The 20,139-nt window shown below is 25.6% G+C and carries 19 protein-coding genes; 3 read left to right on the top strand and 16 right to left on the bottom strand.

Annotated features, from left to right (window positions below; all coding sequences use genetic code 11):
- The 7 genes from I2E83_RS08090 to I2E83_RS08060 all read right to left on the bottom strand — a co-directional run bounded on the left by I2E83_RS08090 (position 1) and on the right by I2E83_RS08060 (position 8,138).
- Positions 1-819 carry an ABC-2 family transporter protein gene (locus I2E83_RS08090; RefSeq protein WP_195264335.1) on the bottom strand — a complete coding sequence of 273 codons (819 nt, stop codon included), beginning with the start codon at positions 817-819 and terminating at the stop codon, positions 1-3.
- Positions 820-822: 3 nt separating this feature from the next.
- Positions 823-1,824, bottom strand: a complete 1,002-nt coding sequence (locus tag I2E83_RS08085; protein WP_195264334.1) for an ATP-binding cassette domain-containing protein — start codon at positions 1,822-1,824, stop codon at positions 823-825.
- Between the two features lie 325 nt (positions 1,825-2,149).
- Positions 2,150-3,025, bottom strand: coding sequence for a hypothetical protein (locus I2E83_RS08080; RefSeq protein ID WP_195264333.1), 876 nt, complete (start codon positions 3,023-3,025; stop codon positions 2,150-2,152).
- Between the two features lie 289 nt (positions 3,026-3,314).
- Positions 3,315-4,019 (bottom strand): response regulator transcription factor, encoded by a 705-nt coding sequence (locus I2E83_RS08075; protein ID WP_195264332.1) that lies wholly within the window; start codon positions 4,017-4,019, stop codon positions 3,315-3,317.
- On the bottom strand, positions 4,012-5,181 hold the full coding sequence (locus I2E83_RS08070) for a sensor histidine kinase (RefSeq protein ID WP_195264331.1): 1,170 nt from the start codon (positions 5,179-5,181) through the stop codon (positions 4,012-4,014). The genes I2E83_RS08075 and I2E83_RS08070 overlap by 8 nt, the downstream gene beginning before the upstream one ends.
- A gap of 120 nt (positions 5,182-5,301) precedes the next feature.
- Positions 5,302-6,108 (bottom strand): cation transporter, encoded by an 807-nt coding sequence (locus I2E83_RS08065; RefSeq protein ID WP_195264330.1) that lies wholly within the window; start codon positions 6,106-6,108, stop codon positions 5,302-5,304.
- 272 nt (positions 6,109-6,380) lie between these two features.
- Complete coding sequence (locus I2E83_RS08060) at positions 6,381-8,138, bottom strand: methyl-accepting chemotaxis protein (RefSeq protein ID WP_195264329.1); 1,758 nt, start codon at positions 8,136-8,138, stop codon at positions 6,381-6,383.
- A gap of 441 nt (positions 8,139-8,579) precedes the next feature.
- On the opposite strand from I2E83_RS08060, the gene I2E83_RS08055 reads away from it, so the two are divergent.
- Positions 8,580-9,893 (top strand): VanW family protein, encoded by a 1,314-nt coding sequence (locus I2E83_RS08055; protein WP_195264328.1) that lies wholly within the window; start codon positions 8,580-8,582, stop codon positions 9,891-9,893.
- A 79-nt stretch (positions 9,894-9,972) separates the two neighbouring features.
- Here I2E83_RS08055 and I2E83_RS08050 read toward each other — a convergent pair whose 3' ends face one another.
- The 5 genes from I2E83_RS08050 to I2E83_RS08030 form a co-directional block, all read right to left on the bottom strand.
- Positions 9,973-11,184 (bottom strand): NAD(P)/FAD-dependent oxidoreductase, encoded by a 1,212-nt coding sequence (locus tag I2E83_RS08050; RefSeq protein WP_195264327.1) that lies wholly within the window; start codon positions 11,182-11,184, stop codon positions 9,973-9,975.
- Positions 11,185-11,285: 101 nt separating this feature from the next.
- Positions 11,286-12,941, bottom strand: a complete 1,656-nt coding sequence (locus tag I2E83_RS08045) for a hypothetical protein (RefSeq protein ID WP_195264326.1) — start codon at positions 12,939-12,941, stop codon at positions 11,286-11,288.
- Between the two features lie 4 nt (positions 12,942-12,945).
- Positions 12,946-13,728, bottom strand: coding sequence for an ABC transporter ATP-binding protein (locus I2E83_RS08040; RefSeq protein ID WP_195264325.1), 783 nt, complete (start codon positions 13,726-13,728; stop codon positions 12,946-12,948).
- A gap of 71 nt (positions 13,729-13,799) precedes the next feature.
- Positions 13,800-14,774 carry an aromatic acid exporter family protein gene (locus I2E83_RS08035; protein ID WP_195264324.1) on the bottom strand — a complete coding sequence of 325 codons (975 nt, stop codon included), beginning with the start codon at positions 14,772-14,774 and terminating at the stop codon, positions 13,800-13,802.
- A gap of 20 nt (positions 14,775-14,794) precedes the next feature.
- The gene (locus I2E83_RS08030) at positions 14,795-15,670 is read right to left on the bottom strand and encodes a radical SAM protein (RefSeq protein ID WP_195429356.1); all 876 of its coding nucleotides are present in this window, start codon (positions 15,668-15,670) and stop codon (positions 14,795-14,797) included.
- Positions 15,671-15,832: 162 nt separating this feature from the next.
- Between I2E83_RS08030 and I2E83_RS08025 the strand changes: the two genes are divergently transcribed.
- On the top strand, positions 15,833-16,354 hold the full coding sequence (locus tag I2E83_RS08025) for a J domain-containing protein (protein ID WP_195264322.1): 522 nt from the start codon (positions 15,833-15,835) through the stop codon (positions 16,352-16,354).
- A gap of 447 nt (positions 16,355-16,801) precedes the next feature.
- Here the strand turns inward: I2E83_RS08025 and I2E83_RS08020 are convergent, their stop codons facing one another.
- The 3 genes from I2E83_RS08020 to I2E83_RS08010 form a co-directional block, all read right to left on the bottom strand.
- Positions 16,802-17,215, bottom strand: a complete 414-nt coding sequence (locus tag I2E83_RS08020; RefSeq protein ID WP_195264321.1) for a hypothetical protein — start codon at positions 17,213-17,215, stop codon at positions 16,802-16,804.
- A gap of 44 nt (positions 17,216-17,259) precedes the next feature.
- Positions 17,260-17,943: a putative ABC transporter permease gene (locus I2E83_RS08015; RefSeq protein WP_195264320.1), complete on the bottom strand. Its 684-nt coding sequence runs from the start codon at positions 17,941-17,943 to the stop codon at positions 17,260-17,262.
- 89 nt (positions 17,944-18,032) lie between these two features.
- Positions 18,033-18,371: a hypothetical protein gene (locus I2E83_RS08010; protein ID WP_195264319.1), complete on the bottom strand. Its 339-nt coding sequence runs from the start codon at positions 18,369-18,371 to the stop codon at positions 18,033-18,035.
- A gap of 148 nt (positions 18,372-18,519) precedes the next feature.
- Between I2E83_RS08010 and I2E83_RS08005 the strand changes: the two genes are divergently transcribed.
- The gene (locus I2E83_RS08005; protein ID WP_195264318.1) at positions 18,520-18,942 is read left to right on the top strand and encodes a hypothetical protein; all 423 of its coding nucleotides are present in this window, start codon (positions 18,520-18,522) and stop codon (positions 18,940-18,942) included.
- Between the two features lie 85 nt (positions 18,943-19,027).
- Here I2E83_RS08005 and I2E83_RS08000 read toward each other — a convergent pair whose 3' ends face one another.
- Positions 19,028-19,930, bottom strand: coding sequence for an aldo/keto reductase family oxidoreductase (locus tag I2E83_RS08000; RefSeq protein WP_195429354.1), 903 nt, complete (start codon positions 19,928-19,930; stop codon positions 19,028-19,030).
- Positions 19,931-20,139 lie beyond the last annotated feature (209 nt).

Genomic DNA, 20,139 nt, shown 5'->3' with positions numbered 1-20,139 from the left:
TTATCCTCCTAATATAGTTAATTCTTTTATTAATGCCTTCCACATCTGCCTACCAATAATCATAAGTATTATTACCCACAAAAATTGAATAGATATTGCCTTAATAATTTCAATATTAGTTAGTTTTCCTAGATATATCATACTAGGTGTATATATCATAGAGCTAAAAGGAAGAAAATTAAAAATTCCTTGCATCCAGCTTGGGAAAAATACTATTGGTATTAATGCTCCAGATAGCAATTGTGATATAGCATTCATAATTTGTGTTAATCCCCACATATTTGTTATTTTAAAAGATAATAATCCAAACATATAACTATAACAAAAATTAATAAGAAATCCTGCAAAAATACTGATTAAATATAAAATTGTATTTACCATAGAAATTTTTCCACTATAGCTAAACTGTAATATAGTAACTACTACAAAACCTATAAAAAATACTACTATAAAGTTATACATTAAATTTCCTAGTGATTCAAAAAACATTCTTTTTCTGAAGTTTATTGGTCTAATTAAATTTATAGCTATTGACCCATCCTTAACTTCTCCACTTATTAGATAAACTATATCCGCATTTACAATTATAGCTGTTATAAATGAAATAAGTACATAAACTATCATCTCATTTAAGCTAAATCCTTTTATAATCATACTGTCAGAGCTTCTATATATAGCCTTCCACAAATAAAAAGTTACAAATAATAACATTAGTTCTCCTATAAAGAATATTATAGCATTTGCTCTATATGACAGATTTTTTTGAAATGTATTCTTTGTAAAGGTTAAATATGATTTTATGTCAAAAAAAGACTTCAATATTTACACCTCTTTTCTATATATCTTCTTTATAATGTCTTCAATACTTGTCTCAAAAATTGAAAAATCTAAAACATTAAATTTAGATATTATTTTAGATATTATTTCCGCTTGGTTTGTAAAGTTTCTATTAAATCTAACAATAATTTTATTGTCTAAAGCCTTCATTTCTAAATTTTCTTTACTAATATTCATTTCATTATTAATATCAAAGTTTTCATATCCCTTTAAACTCTTAACTTGAGCCTCTATAGTTGTTATGTATCCATAGTTATCTTTAATATCTTTTAAGCTCCCATCATATATCTTTGTTCCATTATCTATTATAATGATTCTATTACATAATTCTTCTATATCATTTAAATCATGAGTTGTAAGAATGACTGTAGTCCCATATTTCTTGTTAATTTCTTTTATTGCACTTCTAACTTTTTCTTTTACAACTACATCTAATCCTATTGTTGGCTCATCTAGATATATAATTCTAGGATTATGTAATAATGCTGCTGCTAAATCAGCCCTCATCCTTTGACCAAGAGATAATGTTCTTACTGGACTAAGGATAAACTCATTTATTTCTAAAACTTCATTTAAAAATTCCATCCTTTCTTTAAAATCGTTATCATTTACATCATAAATATCTTTTAATAAAGAAAAGGTTTCAGAAAGAGGCAAATCCCACCACAATTGTGTCCTTTGTCCAAAAACAACTCCTATATCCTTAGCGTTTTTTTCTCTATTTTCATATGGAATTAACCCATTTATAGAAATAGTTCCAGATGATGGAGTTAAAATTCCTGTCATCATTTTTATAGTCGTAGACTTACCTGCACCATTTGCCCCTATATATCCAACAATTTCCCCATCTTCTATTTCAAAACTAATATTATCAACAGCTTTCTTGACTATATATTCCCTAGAAAAAAATGATTTTATAGCACCTTTAAATCCTGGATACTTTTTATTACTTTTAAATTCCTTACTTAAATTTTCAACTTTTATCATATACTCACCTACCTTTATTAATAAAGAAAATATTTCCAGATCATTCTACTATGACTATACTATTCAGTCAACAAATATATTCATTTAGTTTACATATATTTAATATTTTGTATTTTGATACAATTTATATATTATTAATTTGTGTTATAACTTAATATCTTTCATTTAAATGTTTTATAATTACATCTATATAAACTTAAATGTAATTTATATTTAACTCCCCCAAGTTTAATTGATAGTATTTTAGTAAATTTAAAACTCTATTATAATAAAAAATTTATACTATAAAACAAAAAAGCCACCCAAAATAGGTGGCTAAAAATTTTTACTTAACTGAATCTAAAACATCTTGTACAGCTTTTACATAAGTTCCAACCTTAATTGAAACTCCTGATACTGCATCTGTATTTCCATCATCATTAGTTAATTTTATTTTTGAAAGATCGAAATTATTCTCAACCATGAACTTTTCTAATAATCCCATTTGTTCATGCCAGTGTTTAGCTTCGCCTTCCTTCATTACATATTTACCTTCTTCAGAAGCTTTTTTCTTCATTGAACCGTCTTCTTGTTTAACATCTATATTAACTCCAACTGGTTTTCCATGGTTAAATACAACTTTTGTAACTACCATATCTTTTTTCTCTCCAGTTGAATCATATGGAGTTTCAGCTATTTTAGCTCCAGTGAATCCAGTTTCTAATTCCTTACCTTCTTTAACTGCATCTATAACTTCTTTAACTGCATTTACATAAGCTCCAACCTTAATTGATACTCCTGATACTGCGTCTGTATTTCCAGCATCATTAGTTAATTTTACTTTAGATACATCAACTTTGTTTTCGTTCAAGAAAGCTTCTAATAACTCCATTTGTTCTCCCCAGTTTTTAGCTTCGCCTTCTTTCATTACATAATTACCTTTTTTAGCTTCTTCTTTTTTCATTGTTCCATCTTCTTGACGAACATCTAGTGAAACCTTTACCGGTTCCCCCTCTTTAAATTCAACTTCAGTTACTATAACGTCACCTTTTGCTCCAGTTGCGTCATATAATGTTTCATATTTTTTTGTTCCTGTGAATTTCTCACTTTTTTCTGTTGAGCTTGAGCTATTATTATTTGAAGTTGAAGCCTCTTTACTTCCACATCCAACTAATAATGCAGTTGATAATAAACATACAGCAATTAATTTTTTTGATATCATAAAATTTATCCCCCTAAAATGATATTTACAAGATAATTCTATACTGACTTTGTTTTTTTTTCAACAATACTGTTAAATTATTATCCTTTATTTATATGATAAATTCATTTATTTATATAACATAAATTAACGTTTTATTACATATCGTCATATTTTTTTACATATATATTTAATATCGGTTTATTTTATTAATAAAATAGCATATTTTATTAATCAGCAACACATTATTTATAATATCTACTTATTATTGAACTTCCTTTTGAAAACGTAAACCAAATATCATTTTTCGTCATTTTTTTAACATTTTATTTTCATTATTTAATTTATCATTGTAAAAATCTGCCACATTATTCCTTAAAGCATATATAGTAGCTTGGACTCTATCTTCTACTTCAATTTTTTTAAATATGCTTGTAATATAATTTTTCACTGTCTTTTCTGATAAAAATAACTTCTCTGCAATTTCCTTATTTTTTAACCCTTTCGAAATCTCATATAGTATATTTAATTCTCTATTTGTTAGTAATTTCAAAGATTCTATTTCTTTATTTTTCCACATAACATCATTTTTAATATCTAAAAACATAGCTTTTATTAGAGACTTGTCTATATACTTTTCATCTAAATACACATTTCTTATAGCATTTACAATTTCACTTCCTGCTGATTCTTTTAATATATATGCATCTGCACCAATATCTATTGACTCCATTATAGTCTTTCTATCATTTTCTACAGTTAGCATAACTATTTTAATATTAGGATATAATATCTTTAATATTTTTAAAGTTTCTATTCCATTTTTTCCAGGCATATTTATGTCTAACAATATAACATCTGGATCATACTCTTTTATGTTATTAAGTAGCTCTTCACCATTTCTAAACTCTCCACATATTATTAAATCTTCTTCAAAACTTATTATTCTATTTAATCCTTCTCTTATCAAATCATGATCATCTACTACTATAACCCTAATTTTATCATTAATCATTTTTTATTACCTTTCTGTTTATTGGAAGTTTTATTTTATATATAGTTCCTTCACCTTTTGAAGATTTTACTTCTATTTTCCCTCTTAATTGTTCTACCCTTTCAAATATACCAATCAATCCATAACGATTTCCTTTTTGTTTAGTATTTATTAAAGTTTCTTGCACATCAAAACCTATACCATCATCTTGAAGATAAATATATATATAATCTTTAATATAATTAATTCTTAAGTAAACATATTTTGCTTTGGAATGTTTTTTAATATTATTTAATATTTCCTGTATAATCCTATATATAGCAATCTGCATTATTTTTTCTACTTCATAGTTTGACTCATCAACATTAATATCTATTTTTATGTTAGCTTCTGCTGATATAATATTTATCATATCTTTTATAGCTTCCATTAACCCAAGTTCTTCTAAGTGTAGAGGCCTTAAATCATAAATTATACCTCTTACTTCTTTTAATGCCATTCTTATATTGGATTTCAAATCATCTAATTCATTTATTCCTTTTTCAAGGTCTTTTTTAACTACTACTTTACAAAAATCCACGCGCATCAATACATTTGCAATGTATTGAGCTGGTCCATCATGTATTTCTCTTGCTATTCTTTGCCTTTCTAACTCCTGATTTTCCAATATCTTTATTCCAGTTATCATTTGAGACTTTTCATCTTGGTCTTTTATTATATCTAAAACATTACCTTCTAGATATCCTAATGCTATATTAATTTGATTAACCGCTCCTTGTGCCTCTTCTATACTTAAGCTATAATTTTTCAAGGTTCTTTCTAAAATATCTCTTTTTAAAATTAGCTCTTTTTCTTCATTTTGTTTTGTTATATATCTTACTCTAATATCTAACGCTTCTTCATATATATCTTTAAACAAATCAGAATCAACCTGAGATAATTTTTTTGATTCCTCTACTAATTTATTTCTCATTGCTTTATCAATTTTTTCTAAATAATCTACTTCATCAATAACTTTAGAAAGTCCACTCTTAACAGCCTTAAGTTCTTTCTTTTTAATTTCTAATTCATCTCTCATAGTATCTGCTATATGAAAGATTTTAGATTTCCCTATATTAATCTCTTCTATTACGCCATCAATAATTTCTTTTACATTCTCAGAAGAATATTTCTCAGTTACCATTATACCCTCACCGACTTTTCCTTAGATAAAATTATAAATATACTTTTAAAATACCATATTTTTATTAATTAGTAAAATATTTATACAAAAAACTACCCTAGATAAATTCTAGGGTAGTTTTTATATAGCCCATTTTTTATTTTTAGTAAATGATACATTCATCCACTTTTTCAAATCAAAATGGTTTGTATTTTTATCTATTATTTCTCTTACTTTATCCATATCATCTATAGACTTTATTTTCGAATCTTTAGATACTATAAAATCAATTTCTATTCTAAGTTCTCTTCCTACTTTTGCTACTCTTGCTATAGACTCTTCTAAGTTATATTCCTCTTCAATTTCTTTTACTAATAAACTTATGTCATAGTTTATTTGATCATCAGCTGTAGAGTTTGTTATTTCTCTGAAAGCTTCTATTATAGAAGTTATAGGCATTTTCAAGAATATTATTGAACTTAAAATAACCATTCCTGGATCAACATAACTTGCTAAATTTTCTAATCCAATATACTTTAAAATAATTGTAATTAAAAATCCTACCAACACTCCTATACTTAACATAGAATCCATAAGCCATTGGCTACTTTCAACTTTAACTATCTCGGAATTAAGATTCTTTGATGATTTTCTCATGTATAAATAAACTACAGTACATCCAACGGATGAAATTAATGCATATCCTAACGCAAAACCTGCCTCAACATCATTTCCACCATTTAAAACTTGCTTTATCGAAGAAAACATAGTTATTACACACATTATTAAAAGTACTAATGATTTAATAATAACTAGAATTGGCTCTAATGTTGCCTTTCCAAAAGGATAATTTTTAAAATCACTTTTATTAATAAAATTAGTAGTAATAATTGCAAATACTGCTAGTCCTAGACTTACAAATGAGTATAATCCATCAAAAGCTATCATTTCCGAGTGTATAGCTCATCCCCATGCAATACCTAAGACAGCGAAGAACAATCCACCAATTGCTGAAAACTTAAGAATTTTGTTTTCCGCCTTCATAATATCACTCCTTCAATCTGAAATCTTATAATATTATTTTATCCTTTTATATTGCATATCTAAATCCATTAAAATGTTATTTATGTTTTATTAATATGAGTATTCTAAATTTCTTACTTTCTAATAAAAAGCATAAAAGTACATAATATACATTGCATATATCCCTAAAACTTAATTTAATTTATCCTAAACTTATTGATTTCAATATTTTTTTCATTAGAATTATTATTTAACTCTTCACCGACTTCTGCAACTCCTTGAGCCATAATACTTAATTCTCTTGAAAAAGTTTTTATTTCTTCTGAAGAATGTGATATTTCATCTAATAATATCCTTGATTTCTCTATTGAATCTATAATAGTATTTTTCTCTGATGATACTTTATCCATTTTATTATTTACATCTGTCATTTTAGGAACTATTTCAATGATTTTATCTACTATATCTTTAAAAGATAATATAGAGCTATCTATTACACCATATTGCTTTTCTAACTTAAAATTCATAACATTTGAAGTTTCTTTTACCTCATTACCTTCTTTTATTACATCTGTTAGTAGCTTATCAATATCAAGAGATGAACTTTTAACCTCTTCTGCAAGTTTTCTTATTTCATTTGCTACAACTGCAAATCCCTTTCCAGCTTCACCAACCCTTGCTGCTTCAATGGATGCATTTAATGCTAATAAATTAGTTTGATCTGCTATTGAATCTATAAAAATAGCTATATTCTTTATTTTTTCTAATGAATAATATAACTTTTTTAATTCATCATTCATATATGATGAAGAATTTTGTATATCAATCTTTGAATTCTGTAGCATTATTAAATCTTCTTTATTCCCACTTAATTGATTATTTACATTAGTTAGTAAATAATTAGTTTCATTAATTAATTCTTTAACTTCTTGAATTGATATTCCAAATCCATTGAGTAAGCTGCTTATTTCTTTGGTATCTTCGTTTTGAATATAAATATTTGAATCAACTTCTTGAATTGTAGCTGTAACTTCTTCTGAAGCTGCTGCCATTTCCTTACTTGAGTTAGATAACTTTTCTATATTAATAATTTCTTTATTTGATAAAATTATTATTTGGTTTATCATTTTAGAAATTTTTTCTTTCAATATATTTATATACTCAGCTATTAACTTAATTTCATCATTACTATTGACTTCTACTACTTTAGTTAAATCTCCCTCAGAAATTGTCACAAGTCCATCTATGACTTTTTTTACATTTCTATTAATACTCCTTGATAAAGCATATGATACTATACTGTAAACAATAATTAATATTATTGCTAATATACCAAGTTGAATAAGTATTACTTTTTTTACATTTATAATTTGTGTAATATCGTCACTTACCTCTAATATAGCATCAACACTCCCACTAATCCCCTTAATTGGATAATATGATTTTATTAGAGTGTTTTTTTTCTCTTTTACTTCAATTGATATAACCTCTCCATCAAAAACTTTATGTAATTCATCATTTAATATTATTTTCTTACCAAAATTAAGCATATTATTTTCTGTATCTACCATAATTTCAGCATTTTCGTTGTTAACTTTAGTTAAAATAGCTGCATATGTAATATTTTCATTGCTTTTTGCATTGGATAAATCGTTTTTTAACTTTTTATAGTCATAACTTCCTGTTATTTTATCTTGCATTACAGCACTAATATCCCCTGTAGATATACTTCCTTTAATATTTTTCCCCCTAGCTAATATATCTTTTTCAATTGAATTCAGCAATCTACTAAACATTAGTATATTAATAGTTAACAGTATTATCATCGCTATTACTGTTACAGTTACTGTAATACTAAAAATCTTTTTACCTATAGTACTTGTCCTTTTCTTAATTTTTTTTGACTTTCCTTTCTTATAATGCTTATTACTTTTTCTTAACCTTCTCTTTTTCATTGTTTGCCCCCTAATTATTATTTTACATTAGCTATGTTATAATTTTAATCATTTAGTAACTTTTTGTAAATATATATACTTTTTATAATAATTTCAAAATTTATACTATCCCCATTTTATTTAAAATTAATTTTTATAAGCCAATAAAATACAAACTTAATTATAAAATAATAATCACTAAAGGCTCTATTAATCTTATAATTATTTATTGAAATTTATATGAAAAATTTATCATTACTATTTAATATTATTTAATATTAACTTATTAACATATAATTTACTTTCGATCATTTTAGTTAAATCTTTATTTATATTATTAAATAATATAAAATCCATAATTTTTAGTAATTTTTTCCACAAATTCTTGAAATTATTATTTCTTCGCGGTAAACTATATATATCATGAAAATGATAAAGTAACTATATAGAAAGTTGGTATTTATGAGCAATAATAATCTTAATACTGAAACACCTAAGGAAGTGGTACAAACTGATAAAAAAAGTATAGTTTCTATTTTAAAATCATGGAAATTCATACTTCTAGTATTTTTGATTCTAGTTTCCATTCTTGGTTATTGGATTATCTCAAGTACTAAATTAATAAATAACTATGCAGATAAAGTTTATCCTGGTGCTTATATACTAAATAAAGATTTAGCAGGGTTAAATAATAACGATTTACACACTACACTTATTTCTTTAGTTGAAGATATAAGTAACAAAAAAGTAAATGTTGAAGCGAAGGAACAAAGTTTTGAGATTTCTTATAAAGATCTAGAAGCAACTATTAACTATGAAGAACTTGAAAATGAAATTTTAAGTTTTGGAAAAAATGAAGGTTTCTTTGAAAAAATAAAATTATTAAGAAAACCAGAAAATAGAGAATATGAATTTGAGGTTCTTTTTAATGATGAAAAATTAACTTCATTTGTATCTAGTATATCTACAGCTGTAGATGTTAGTCCTATAAATGCTTCTATAGATATTTCTGGAGGAGCAATAAATATATCAAATGATTCAACTGGACTTAAATTAAATTCTGCTGACTTAATAGATAAAATTAAATCTCAAATAAAAGACATGAAAGCTCCAAATGTAGTAGAAGTAACTGGAAACGTTGATGTTGTTGAAGCTAATATTAAAGCTAGTGCTTTAAGTAATGTAAACAATAAAATTTCAGCTTTTTCAACAAGTTATTCAGCTGGCCCTAGTGGTACAAACCTTCAACTTGCTGCAAGGAATATTGATAATATTATAGTAATGCCTGGTGAAACTTTTTCTACAGAAAAAGCAATAGGTCCAACTACTATAGAAAATGGCTTCGTAGCTGCTAATACTTATGTTAATGGACAAGTAGTTCCTGGTATAGGCGGCGGTGTATGTCAAGTTGCTTCAACTCTTTACAATACTATGTTAAGAGCAGGAATAATACCTTCTGAAAGACTTAACCATATGATGAAAGTTTCATATGTTCCTATAGGCCTTGACGCTACATTAGCTGATAATCTAATTGATTTAAAATTTGTTAACAATTTTGAATATCCAGTAGTAGTAAATACTTATGCTGGAAATGGTAATTTAACTATTGAATTTTGGTCAAATGAATCAGTAAAGGGCGGTATAACATATGAACCAGTATCAGTACCTTTAGGACCACTAAGTGCTGACACTTATCTATATGGATATAATTCAAATGGTGAATTAGTTATTAATGAATATCTAGACAGGAGCACATATCAACCACTTCCAAACTAAAAAAAGCTGAGTTTCTCAGCTTTTTTTAATTTAAACAATACTTTATTAATGATAAAACTTCTTTAAATTTGAAGTTTTTTTAATTATCAATACTAGTTCCTGCTAAATATCCAGTTGAAAATGCCATTTGAAGATTATATCCTCCTGTTTCCGCATCTATATCTATAACTTCACCAGCAAAGAATAAATTTTTAATTTTTTTAGATTCCATAGTAGATGAATTTATTTCTTTTACACTAACGCCTCCACTAGTAACCATAGCAGCTTTTATTGTGATAGTATCCTCAACAGTTAAAGGCATTTCTTTTATATATTCTATAAGCTTTAATTCATCCTCTTTTTTCATTTCATGAATATTTACTTCATTTAAATTTAAAATATTAAGTACTTCTTTTATAAAGTTTTGAGGTAAATATACTTTTAAATTATTTAGTAAACTTTTATTTGGATTAGATCTAATTATTTTTGATAACTCATCCTTAGATATTTCAGGTAAAAAATCTAGTTTTATTTCAACTTCTTTTTCCTTTAAAATTTTATTTATGTACGATGAGAATTTTAAAACACCTGGTCCAGATATTCCAAAATGAGTGAATATCATATCTCCTTGTCGTTGTATTTTTTTCTTTTTTATAGTAGTACTTATAACTACTTCTTTCATTGATACACCTTGAAGATTTTTAACAAACCCTTCTTTTGTTACAAGTGGAATTAACGCTGGATATAATGGATTTATTGTATGTCCATACTTTTCTAATATATCATACATACTACCATCAGATCCTGTAGTTGGATGACTTTTCCCACCAGTAGTTACAATAACACTATCTGCATATATTCTTTTTCCCTCTTCTGTGATTACACCTTTAATAATTTCATCTTCAACAATAAAATCATTTACTTTAGTGTTATATAAAACTTTAACATCGCTTTTCATAAGATCTCTCTTAAATATTTCTATAACTTCATCAGCTTTATCACTTTTTGTAAATACCTTTTGATCGTATTCAACCTTATATTCTAAATTATTATTAGAAAAGTATTCTAATAAAGTAGTATTAGGAAAAGTATAAAGTGCACTATATAAAAACTTCTTATTTGTAACTATTTTATCGAAAAATTCTTCTATATCTCTATTATTTGTTATATTACATCTTCCACCACCAGTAAGCTTTAACTTCTTACCTATTTCACTATTTCTTTCAATTAGAATAACTTCATTATTTTTTGAAGCTGATAATGATGCCATTATCCCTGCAGGTCCAGCTCCAACAACTATAACTTTTGCCATAATTTATCTCCTTAAAATTTTCATTTATCTTTGAAATATATTATATACTAAAAACAAAATAAAATCACTTAGAGTTATCTAAATGATTTTATTTATATCTTTTATCCCCTTAATTTCTTTTTCGAAACATTAAATGAAACTTTCCATAGGCAAATATCCAAAAGCAAAAAAATCACTCCATAAATTAGTATTCCTATATTAAAAAGACTTGCTACATAATGTATACCTATAGCTAAAAGTATTAACATAATCGAAAGAAAAACTGCTATTAAACTTTCTCCAGTATTATTAGCTCCCTCAAACTTTGTTGAAAATGGGTACTCCTTTTTCATAATTAAAAAATTTAATATTGTGATTAAAATTAGAGCTAAAAAAGCTACTATAAGATGTTTTATTACACTAGACGAAAAAACAATTATAAATATTATAGATATAATAATATATGGAGGTATTATAAGCTTAAATAAAGCTCCCTTGATGACACCTTTATAAATAGAAGATATCTTTTTTATTGGTGCTACCTCATATATCCATGCTCCATTATATTTTTCTGAATACCTAAGCATCATTAGTATATTAGGAATTATAAAAGCAAAAGAATATATTGATAGATAAAACTTAGAATTAATTAAGCTATTTCTAATGTTGCTTATACTTTCTCCTTGGAAGCCTATTGCCATAAAAAGAAATGGAAAAATCACTCCAAGTGCAACATTAGGATAAACCTTAAGCTTAAATTCTCTTTCTGAATTAATTATTCCTATCGAAAAATTGTAAAATGCTCTTTCAACTCTATCTTTACATATTATTTTGCCAAGTCTTATTAACCCCTTACTTTTTTCATTGACTTTTTCGTTATTATTATTTAACTTTTGTAAATGTTTTTCAAATGTTGGTGTTAACTTTAAATAAATTAATATAGATATTATAGGAATTAATATTGCTAGTACACTCATAACTATCTTATATATGGTTATTCCTTCTCCACCGATTATTGATAATGGTGCAGCAAACCACATTGGTGGTAATAATAAGTGCCAAAACTGTTTATTATAAGTAATATTATTTAAATCTATAACTCCAAATAACCTTGGAACAATTTGATATATTAAGACCATAACTATACTTAATCCAATTTGAACAAAATTTATCATATCCTTTAATTTTTCACCATCAAAAAACTTAAGTACTAAAAGATACGTCAATGCAGTTACAATAATCATGAAAATATCTATTAATATTATTTCAATAAGAAAGATTAGAAAGTATCCTATTCCCTGCTTAAAAGATATTATAAGTGAAACTCCAACCAATGATAGAGTTAAATAAATTATATAAATAGTAACATGAGTAATTTTTGCAGCATTTATAGTTTTACTACTTACCCCTCTTGTTGCTAAAATATTTTTATCCCTCACATCTAAAATTACATAAGAAAAATCTGATATAAATATTGTTAATATCATAAACATTATGGCTGAAAAATACACTGTCATTTGATACATTAAATTCATTTTAAATATAAGCATTAATCCTAAGAATAATCCTATAAAAGCATATATTATTAAAGCTTTATAAAACTCATTTGACTCACCATTTTTCTTTTTTGCTTCATTATTAAATACAGTTGCTTTCCTTCTACCATCCATAGTAAGTTTAGCCTTAAGTATTATTCTAAAAATCTCATAATCTACTCCAGCTTTTTCATATAGCCCTCTAAGCCTATCTAATAATCTTATAACTTTAAACTCTTTCATACTTCTATACCTCTTTAACTACAGATATGAAGTTTTCGGCTAATTCTTTATATTGGTGGAATCCTGTTACTTCATTAAATATGCTTTCAAGTGAACTTTCCTTATAATTACTCTTTAATTCTTCAAAATTTCCATCTGCAACTATTTCACCATTATTTATCAATATTATTCTATCACTTATTTTTTCAACTACTTCCATTATATGAGATGAGTAAAAAATTGTTTTTCCTTCTTTTGCAAGATATGAAAGTATCTCTTTAATAATCATTACACTATTAGCATCTAACCCACTTAAAGGCTCGTCTAAAAATAATATTTCTGGATTATGAAGCAAGCTTGATATTAGTATTAACTTTTGCTTCATACCTTTTGAATATGATGAAATTCTCTTTTCATAAACATCTGCTATTCCTAATATGTCCATAAGCTTTCTTGCCTTATCATCAGCTTTATCATAATCCATTTCATATAATTGCGCTATAAAAGTAAGATACTCTTTTCCTGTTAAACTATCATATATTTCAGGTACTTCAGGAACATATCCTAATTTTCTTTTATAACTCTCATCTCCATTAGATATATCTTCACCAAATATTCTTATTTCTCCAGTATATCCAGTAACTAGTCCCATAATTAATTTAACTGTAGTACTTTTACCTGCTCCATTTGGTCCTATATATCCTATAATTGTCCCCTTGTTTATTTTGAGGTCTATTCCCTTTAATACTTGTTTTTCTCCAAAACTCTTTTTTAAATCTATTAATTCTAGTATTTGATTATTTTCCATAAATATCATCTCCCATAAATATTTTACAACACATCTTAATAGTTGTAAAATATTTACTTAATTTGATATTTCTACTTATTATTGATAAACAAATTATAATTCAAAACAAAATTCCTTTTCATATTTAGTAAATCTTCCATATCGTTTAAAAATTGTAAAAGCTGTGCTCTATTTTCAAACTCTTCTCTTGTCTTTGGCAATGCCATTTTTTTAAAATCATTTTTTAATATTTCTAGCTCTTCTAATAGCTCCTTACAATCATTTGTATCTTTAATTTGATCAGCAACACTTTTTGTAAACTTAGATATCATATGAGTCTGTTCAAAAGACATATAAAACTTTTCAAAATGAGATCTTAGCTTTTTTATTATATTAAACTGATTTTTTCTCATATTCATATAATCAGTATAATAAGAATCACTTTTTAGAAAGCTATTGTTTACTATTTTATAAGCCCTTTCACAGCTTTCATTTATCCTTATTTCTAAATCTTTCATTAGAAATTCCTCATCAATATCTACAGTATGAGTTACAAGTGACTTAGACATTTTAGACAAAATCAATCTATAATTTCTCTCTATATATTCCTTATCTTCATTAAATTTATACTGGAGAGATGGCATAAATAAATTTGCTATAGAGGCTACTCCAACACCAACTATCATAATTAAAGTTTCATTAACCACCCAATAAAAATTAATTGGATTTGCAATAAGTAAATGAGTTGATAATACAACAGCTGGTACCATTCCTTCAGATATATTTAATCTTGATGTTACTGGTATAAAAATCAAAAGAAATATTGCAAAAGTAATAGGATTTTGTCCTATAAAACCATATATTAAAACTGATAATAAAATTGCTATTACACAAGCAACTACTCTATTTTTACCAACTATTAATGCTTTTTTTCTTGTATCTTGAATACTTAAAATTGCTATTACAGCTGCAACAGCTGAAAATTGTAAATTTAATAAATTAGCAAGTATTAATGATACAGTTGCTGAAATGGACATTTTTACTGCTAAATTATAAACATACTTCACCTTATCACTCCAAACATCTATTATTTAAAATTTCTTTTTGCATATCCACATCTTTTACATAAATCTTCTACTGCACGTCTTCTTGAAAATCCATCATATATATTTCTTGCTCTTTCAGATGTTATTATATCTCCTAAACTTTGTTCAAAAATATTACCTAAAGGTATTTTTCCTTCGCTATCTAGACAACATGGCACAACCGTTCCATCAAGTAATATTCCAATTTGATCTCTAAGACCATGACAAAATACATCTTCACTTATTAATGATAAGTTTGCATCTGGCCAACTAAATTTTTCTGCCATATTTAAATATACTTTATCCTTTAGCTTCAATCTCTTTTTTTCTTTTAAAACTTCTAATAAGTTAAATTCAAGGTTTAATTTATCTTCTATTAACTTTATTATTTGTGAATTTAAATTATTATTTGCTTTTAATTCATCTGTATCTATATTCCAAAGTCTAAGAGCACAAATTGTTTCACCTTTTTCAGTAGATTCATTAATAAAATCTAAAACATTATTTATATATTCATTAAATTCTATATCATTATCATTAGCTTCGAAACTATGTAATGATATATTTATTTGCCTTACTGCTTTTGAGTCTATTATTATATCTTTAACTTTATTTATTAATGTTCCATTTGTTGTTATATTTACTTTTAAATCTTCTTCTTTTGCTATTTTTAGGAATGTTTCTAAATTCTTATTTAAAAATGGTTCACCCATTAAATGTAAGTAAATATGATTAGTATATCCCTTAATCTTATTTATTATTTCATCAAAGCTTTCTACGCTCATAAACCCTAATTGTCTACTTGTTTTAGGGCAAAAATTACAACTTAAATTACAGATATTAGTTGTTTCTATATATATTTTTTTAAATCTCGTCATTTGTTATCTCCTTTTTATTTATATTTATAAAATTAATTTATCACATTATTGTCTTCTTTCCAAATATATTTAAAATTTATGACGAACTTAATTTGTAACATAATTTCATGATTAACTATATATTTATAATAAGTATATAAATATGAAGGATGTGAAACTATTTTGGATCCATATAAAATTTTAGGGGTTACTCCAGAATCTTCCAAGGAAGAAATTAAACAAGCTTATAAAAACATATTAGATGAATACGGTACTAATAACCCAGATTTTCAAACTCGTCCACTTGCTGAAGAAGTTCTTTCCGAAGCTAATATGGCTTATGATGTATTAATTAATGGTGCAGTATATAAAGAAATCAGAACACTTATTGATAATAATAATATTCCAATTGCTGAAAGTAAATTAAATCTTTTAGATTTAAAAGACTCTGCTGAATGGAATTACTTAAAAGGCTTTGTTTATTTTAAGAAAGGCTGGTTTGACATGGGAGTTCAGCATATAGTAACTGCTACAGAGCTTGATCCTGAAAATGAAGAATATGCTAAAACCCTAAACACCTTAAGAATGCGCTCTAATGAAATAATTAATTACTACAAGCAAAACAGTTCTCAAGGAACTACTCAAAATAATATGAATGCTTGTGGTGGCGGAAACATGGGCGGTGGTAGTGGCGGAATGTGCTAATTTATTGCTACCTACTATAAAACTAAATAAGGAGCAGTGCCTTACTAAGGTTACTACTCCTTATTTTTTTATTTACTTGCTTTAATTATTTCTAGTATTAAATTAGATAATTTCTCAAAATCATCTATTACCATATACTCATCTAATGTATGCAGTTTTCTTTCTCCACTTGAAAGATTAATAGCTATAATTCTATTTTCATTAAATTTTCAGTATATTCTACAAGATAAGATAATATTATTAATTAAATAATTATTTAGGAGAATACAATGAGTAAATCCAACCAAAACAAAAAGAATGACTCCAAAGATAAAAAAAACAGCAAAAAAGAGTCATCAAAAAAGAACTCAAAAAAGAAAAAATAATTCATAATAAAGCTATTCTCACATTACAAAATTATAGCTTAAAGCTAAAAAGTCACCATAATTTAAATATGGCGACTTTTTATTATTCTAATTGAGTTATTAATCTTCTCATTACATCTTTAAGTTTACCTTCACCAGTATCTTCATGTGTTGCTGCTATTATAAGCTTTATATCATTATCAGATGGATCCCATTTATAAGCTTTTATATCTATAATAGCTTCATCTGGTAAGATATCTTCCATATCTGTAGCTAACTCTTCTGATAAACTCATGTATTCATCAAAAAGCTCATCTTCATTTAACTCATCTATATTATAATCATCTTCAATAATTCCATTTAGTGTATTTATATCTATGCTTAAGTTAAAAGCCAATGTGTCTTCTCTTTTTGTCCCTTTACTCATATCTTTAATTACTTTAAACTCTGAATTATTTTCAATTTCATTTTTTACTTCCTCTGTATCAACCACTTTTCTTCCAAATGCGATGTACATAGCTTCACCTCCATAATAATAAATCTTTACATATAACAAAAAAGTTATACCTTTTTACTATTTTTCATAGATTCTTTAATAAGTTCTTTAAGCTTTCCTAATTCTTTCATATATTTTTTATGCTCTAATTGAGGAAAAGCTTGAATAAATCTTTTATGTTTCTTTAATTTTAACTCTTTCTTAATTTCCTCTAAAATATTCATATTTTTTAAAGTTATATTTAAGTTAATTACTTCTTTAACTGTTAATACACCATCGATTAATAATAACACTATACATAAAATCGATACTATTATTATAGTAATTGAACTTAAACTACTTACTATACCTAATATAAAAGGATGAAGTATCTTTATCAATACAACTGATAAAATTGCAAATAAACTTGAATTTAGTAAACAAACCCTACCTTTAATATTAAATTTTCTATCTGAATAATTCCATAACCTTGTATGAAATACAGATTCTAATAAAATATCTGCAATAAACTCTATTATAGAAGCAATCACACCGCCAAAAATAAACACTAAAATTGTAGAATCAATACTCATCCATTTCATTATATAAATAACAAAAATTGCACCAAACCCATAAACAGGGCACACTGGTCCTTTTAAAAAACCTCGATTTATAAGCTTCTTAGCTAGTATTGAACAATAAATAACTTCACAACCCCATCCAAGAAAACTATATATACTAAAATATAAAATAATGTTGAAAAACCACATAAAAATCCCCCCAGGATGTTATATTATTATAATAATTATAGTTAATTATAACTCCTAAGCTTAAGTTTTTATTAAAATATGGTTGTAATCTATTTTTTAATCTTTATAGTTTCCATAACTTCATTGAATAATTTATTATAAAAATCATCAAATCCATCATCATCAAACTCAACCTCTTCAGAATCATTTATATAAAACTTGTCCATTGTAGAAATAATCAAATCAAACTTTTTTAAATCATTTTCTTCTAATAGAACATTATATAAATATGCTAGATGATTTTGCATATATATTTGCATTTCCCTAATATCTGAATCTTCTAGTTTACCATCATCATATAACTTTTTAACTGGGCCATTCCTAAAAATGAAATAAGTTGATGCTTTTGTTATTCTAACTAAATAATCTTTTGGAATTCTATCTTTCATTTATATTCACCTCATGATTTATTGCTATATATATTTAACTATATATGCTTCTAAAATACAATCCCAATAATATATAATGTCATATAAATTGAAGAAGCTAGTTCTTTGTATTATAATATATTTAATATATTATAATAGAGGTGTTTAAATGGGATTCTTAAAAGGTACATATGGAGTAGATATACTAACTTTAGTTTTATTATTTTTAAGTTCATTACTTAATTTTTCTCATTATACAAGGATAATTGGTTATGCCGTACTTTTAATTGCTATCTTTAGAGTATTTTCTAAAGATATATATAAAAGAAGAAGAGAACTTAATTCTTTTGTTACATTTATTAATAAACCGCTATCAAAGCTTGGATTTACAATTCCAAGCAATATGCCACCACTTGATTTAAATAATCTTACTTTCCTTTTTAAAATAATAGAAAATAAGATAAATGAAAAGAAAAACTTTAAAATAACAAAATGTCCAAGTTGTGGTCAAAAATTAAGATTACCTCGAAAAAAAGGCAAAATAGTAGTAACCTGTAAAAGATGTTCTCATAAATTTGATTTTAGAACTTAATTTTTAACTTTAATATAACAGGGGTTGTCGCATATAGCCATTTAATTATGCGACAGCTCCTGTTTTAATTTGTAAATTTTATTGCTTAAGGAATATCTACTCCTCTTCCTGCTACATAAATTTCAAACCATTGATCTCTTGTAAGATTTATTTTAGTTGCTCTAACAGCTGATTTAATTCTATCTATATTACCTGACCCAACTATAGGCATAATTTTACTTGGATGCATTAGGATCCATGCATATACAACTTCATCAATATCATTTGCAGAAACTTCTTCTTTTATTTTATTTAAAACCTTTCTAACTCTAATTGCTGCTTCATCCTCACCATTAAATATTCTCCCTCCAGCAAGAGGTGACCATGCCATTGGCTTTACTCTTTTTTCAAGCATTAAATCAAGTGTTCCATTTTCAAAATGCTCTAAATTTAAAGGAGATATTTCAATTTGATTTGTTACTAATTTTTCATCTAAATATGAATTTAACATATTAAATTGTGATGGTAAAAAGTTAGATACTCCAAAATTTCTTACTTTCCCTTCACTTTTTAATTTTGAAAATGCCTCTGCTACTTCTTCTGGATTTAATAACGCATCTACTCTATGAATTAATAAAAGATCTAAATAATCTGTTTTAAAGTTTTTTAAAGATCTTTCGGCTGATTTTATTATATGTTCTTTACTTGTATCATAACAATGTGATTTATTTTCTGGTCTATTAATTGATGGGAATTTAATACCACACTTAGTTACTATTTGTAGTTTTTCTCTTAATTCTTTTTTTAAATTTAATGCATCACCAAACTTTTCCTCACAACAAAAGTTTCCATATATATCTGCATGATCTATTGTCGTTATGCCTAATTCATAAACTTCTTCTACTAATTTTAATAATTCTTTATTGCTTAAATTCCAATCCATAAGTCTCCAATGTCCATGAACTATTCTAGACATTTCTAAAGTATTGCTTAATTTAATCTTTTCCATCTTCTTCACCTTTCTACTTTAATTTATTATAGATATATTCAATTATGCTAGTTATCAAAATCAAAATATAGATCTCTCTTTAGTATTTTACAAATTAACCAATATATAATTCCATAGTAAATTATATCATATCTTTGCAAAAGTTATTAATAATTATAACATTAAAAATGGGTAAACTTCCCTTAATATATTACTCCAATATTGAACAA

The sequence above is a fragment of the Clostridium sp. D46t1_190503_E9 genome, assembly GCF_015555225.1.
Lineage (GTDB): Bacteria > Bacillota > Clostridia > Clostridiales > Clostridiaceae > Clostridium.
The sequence above is the reverse complement of the archived record's forward strand: the minus strand, read 5'-3'. Positions and strand labels throughout refer to the sequence as shown.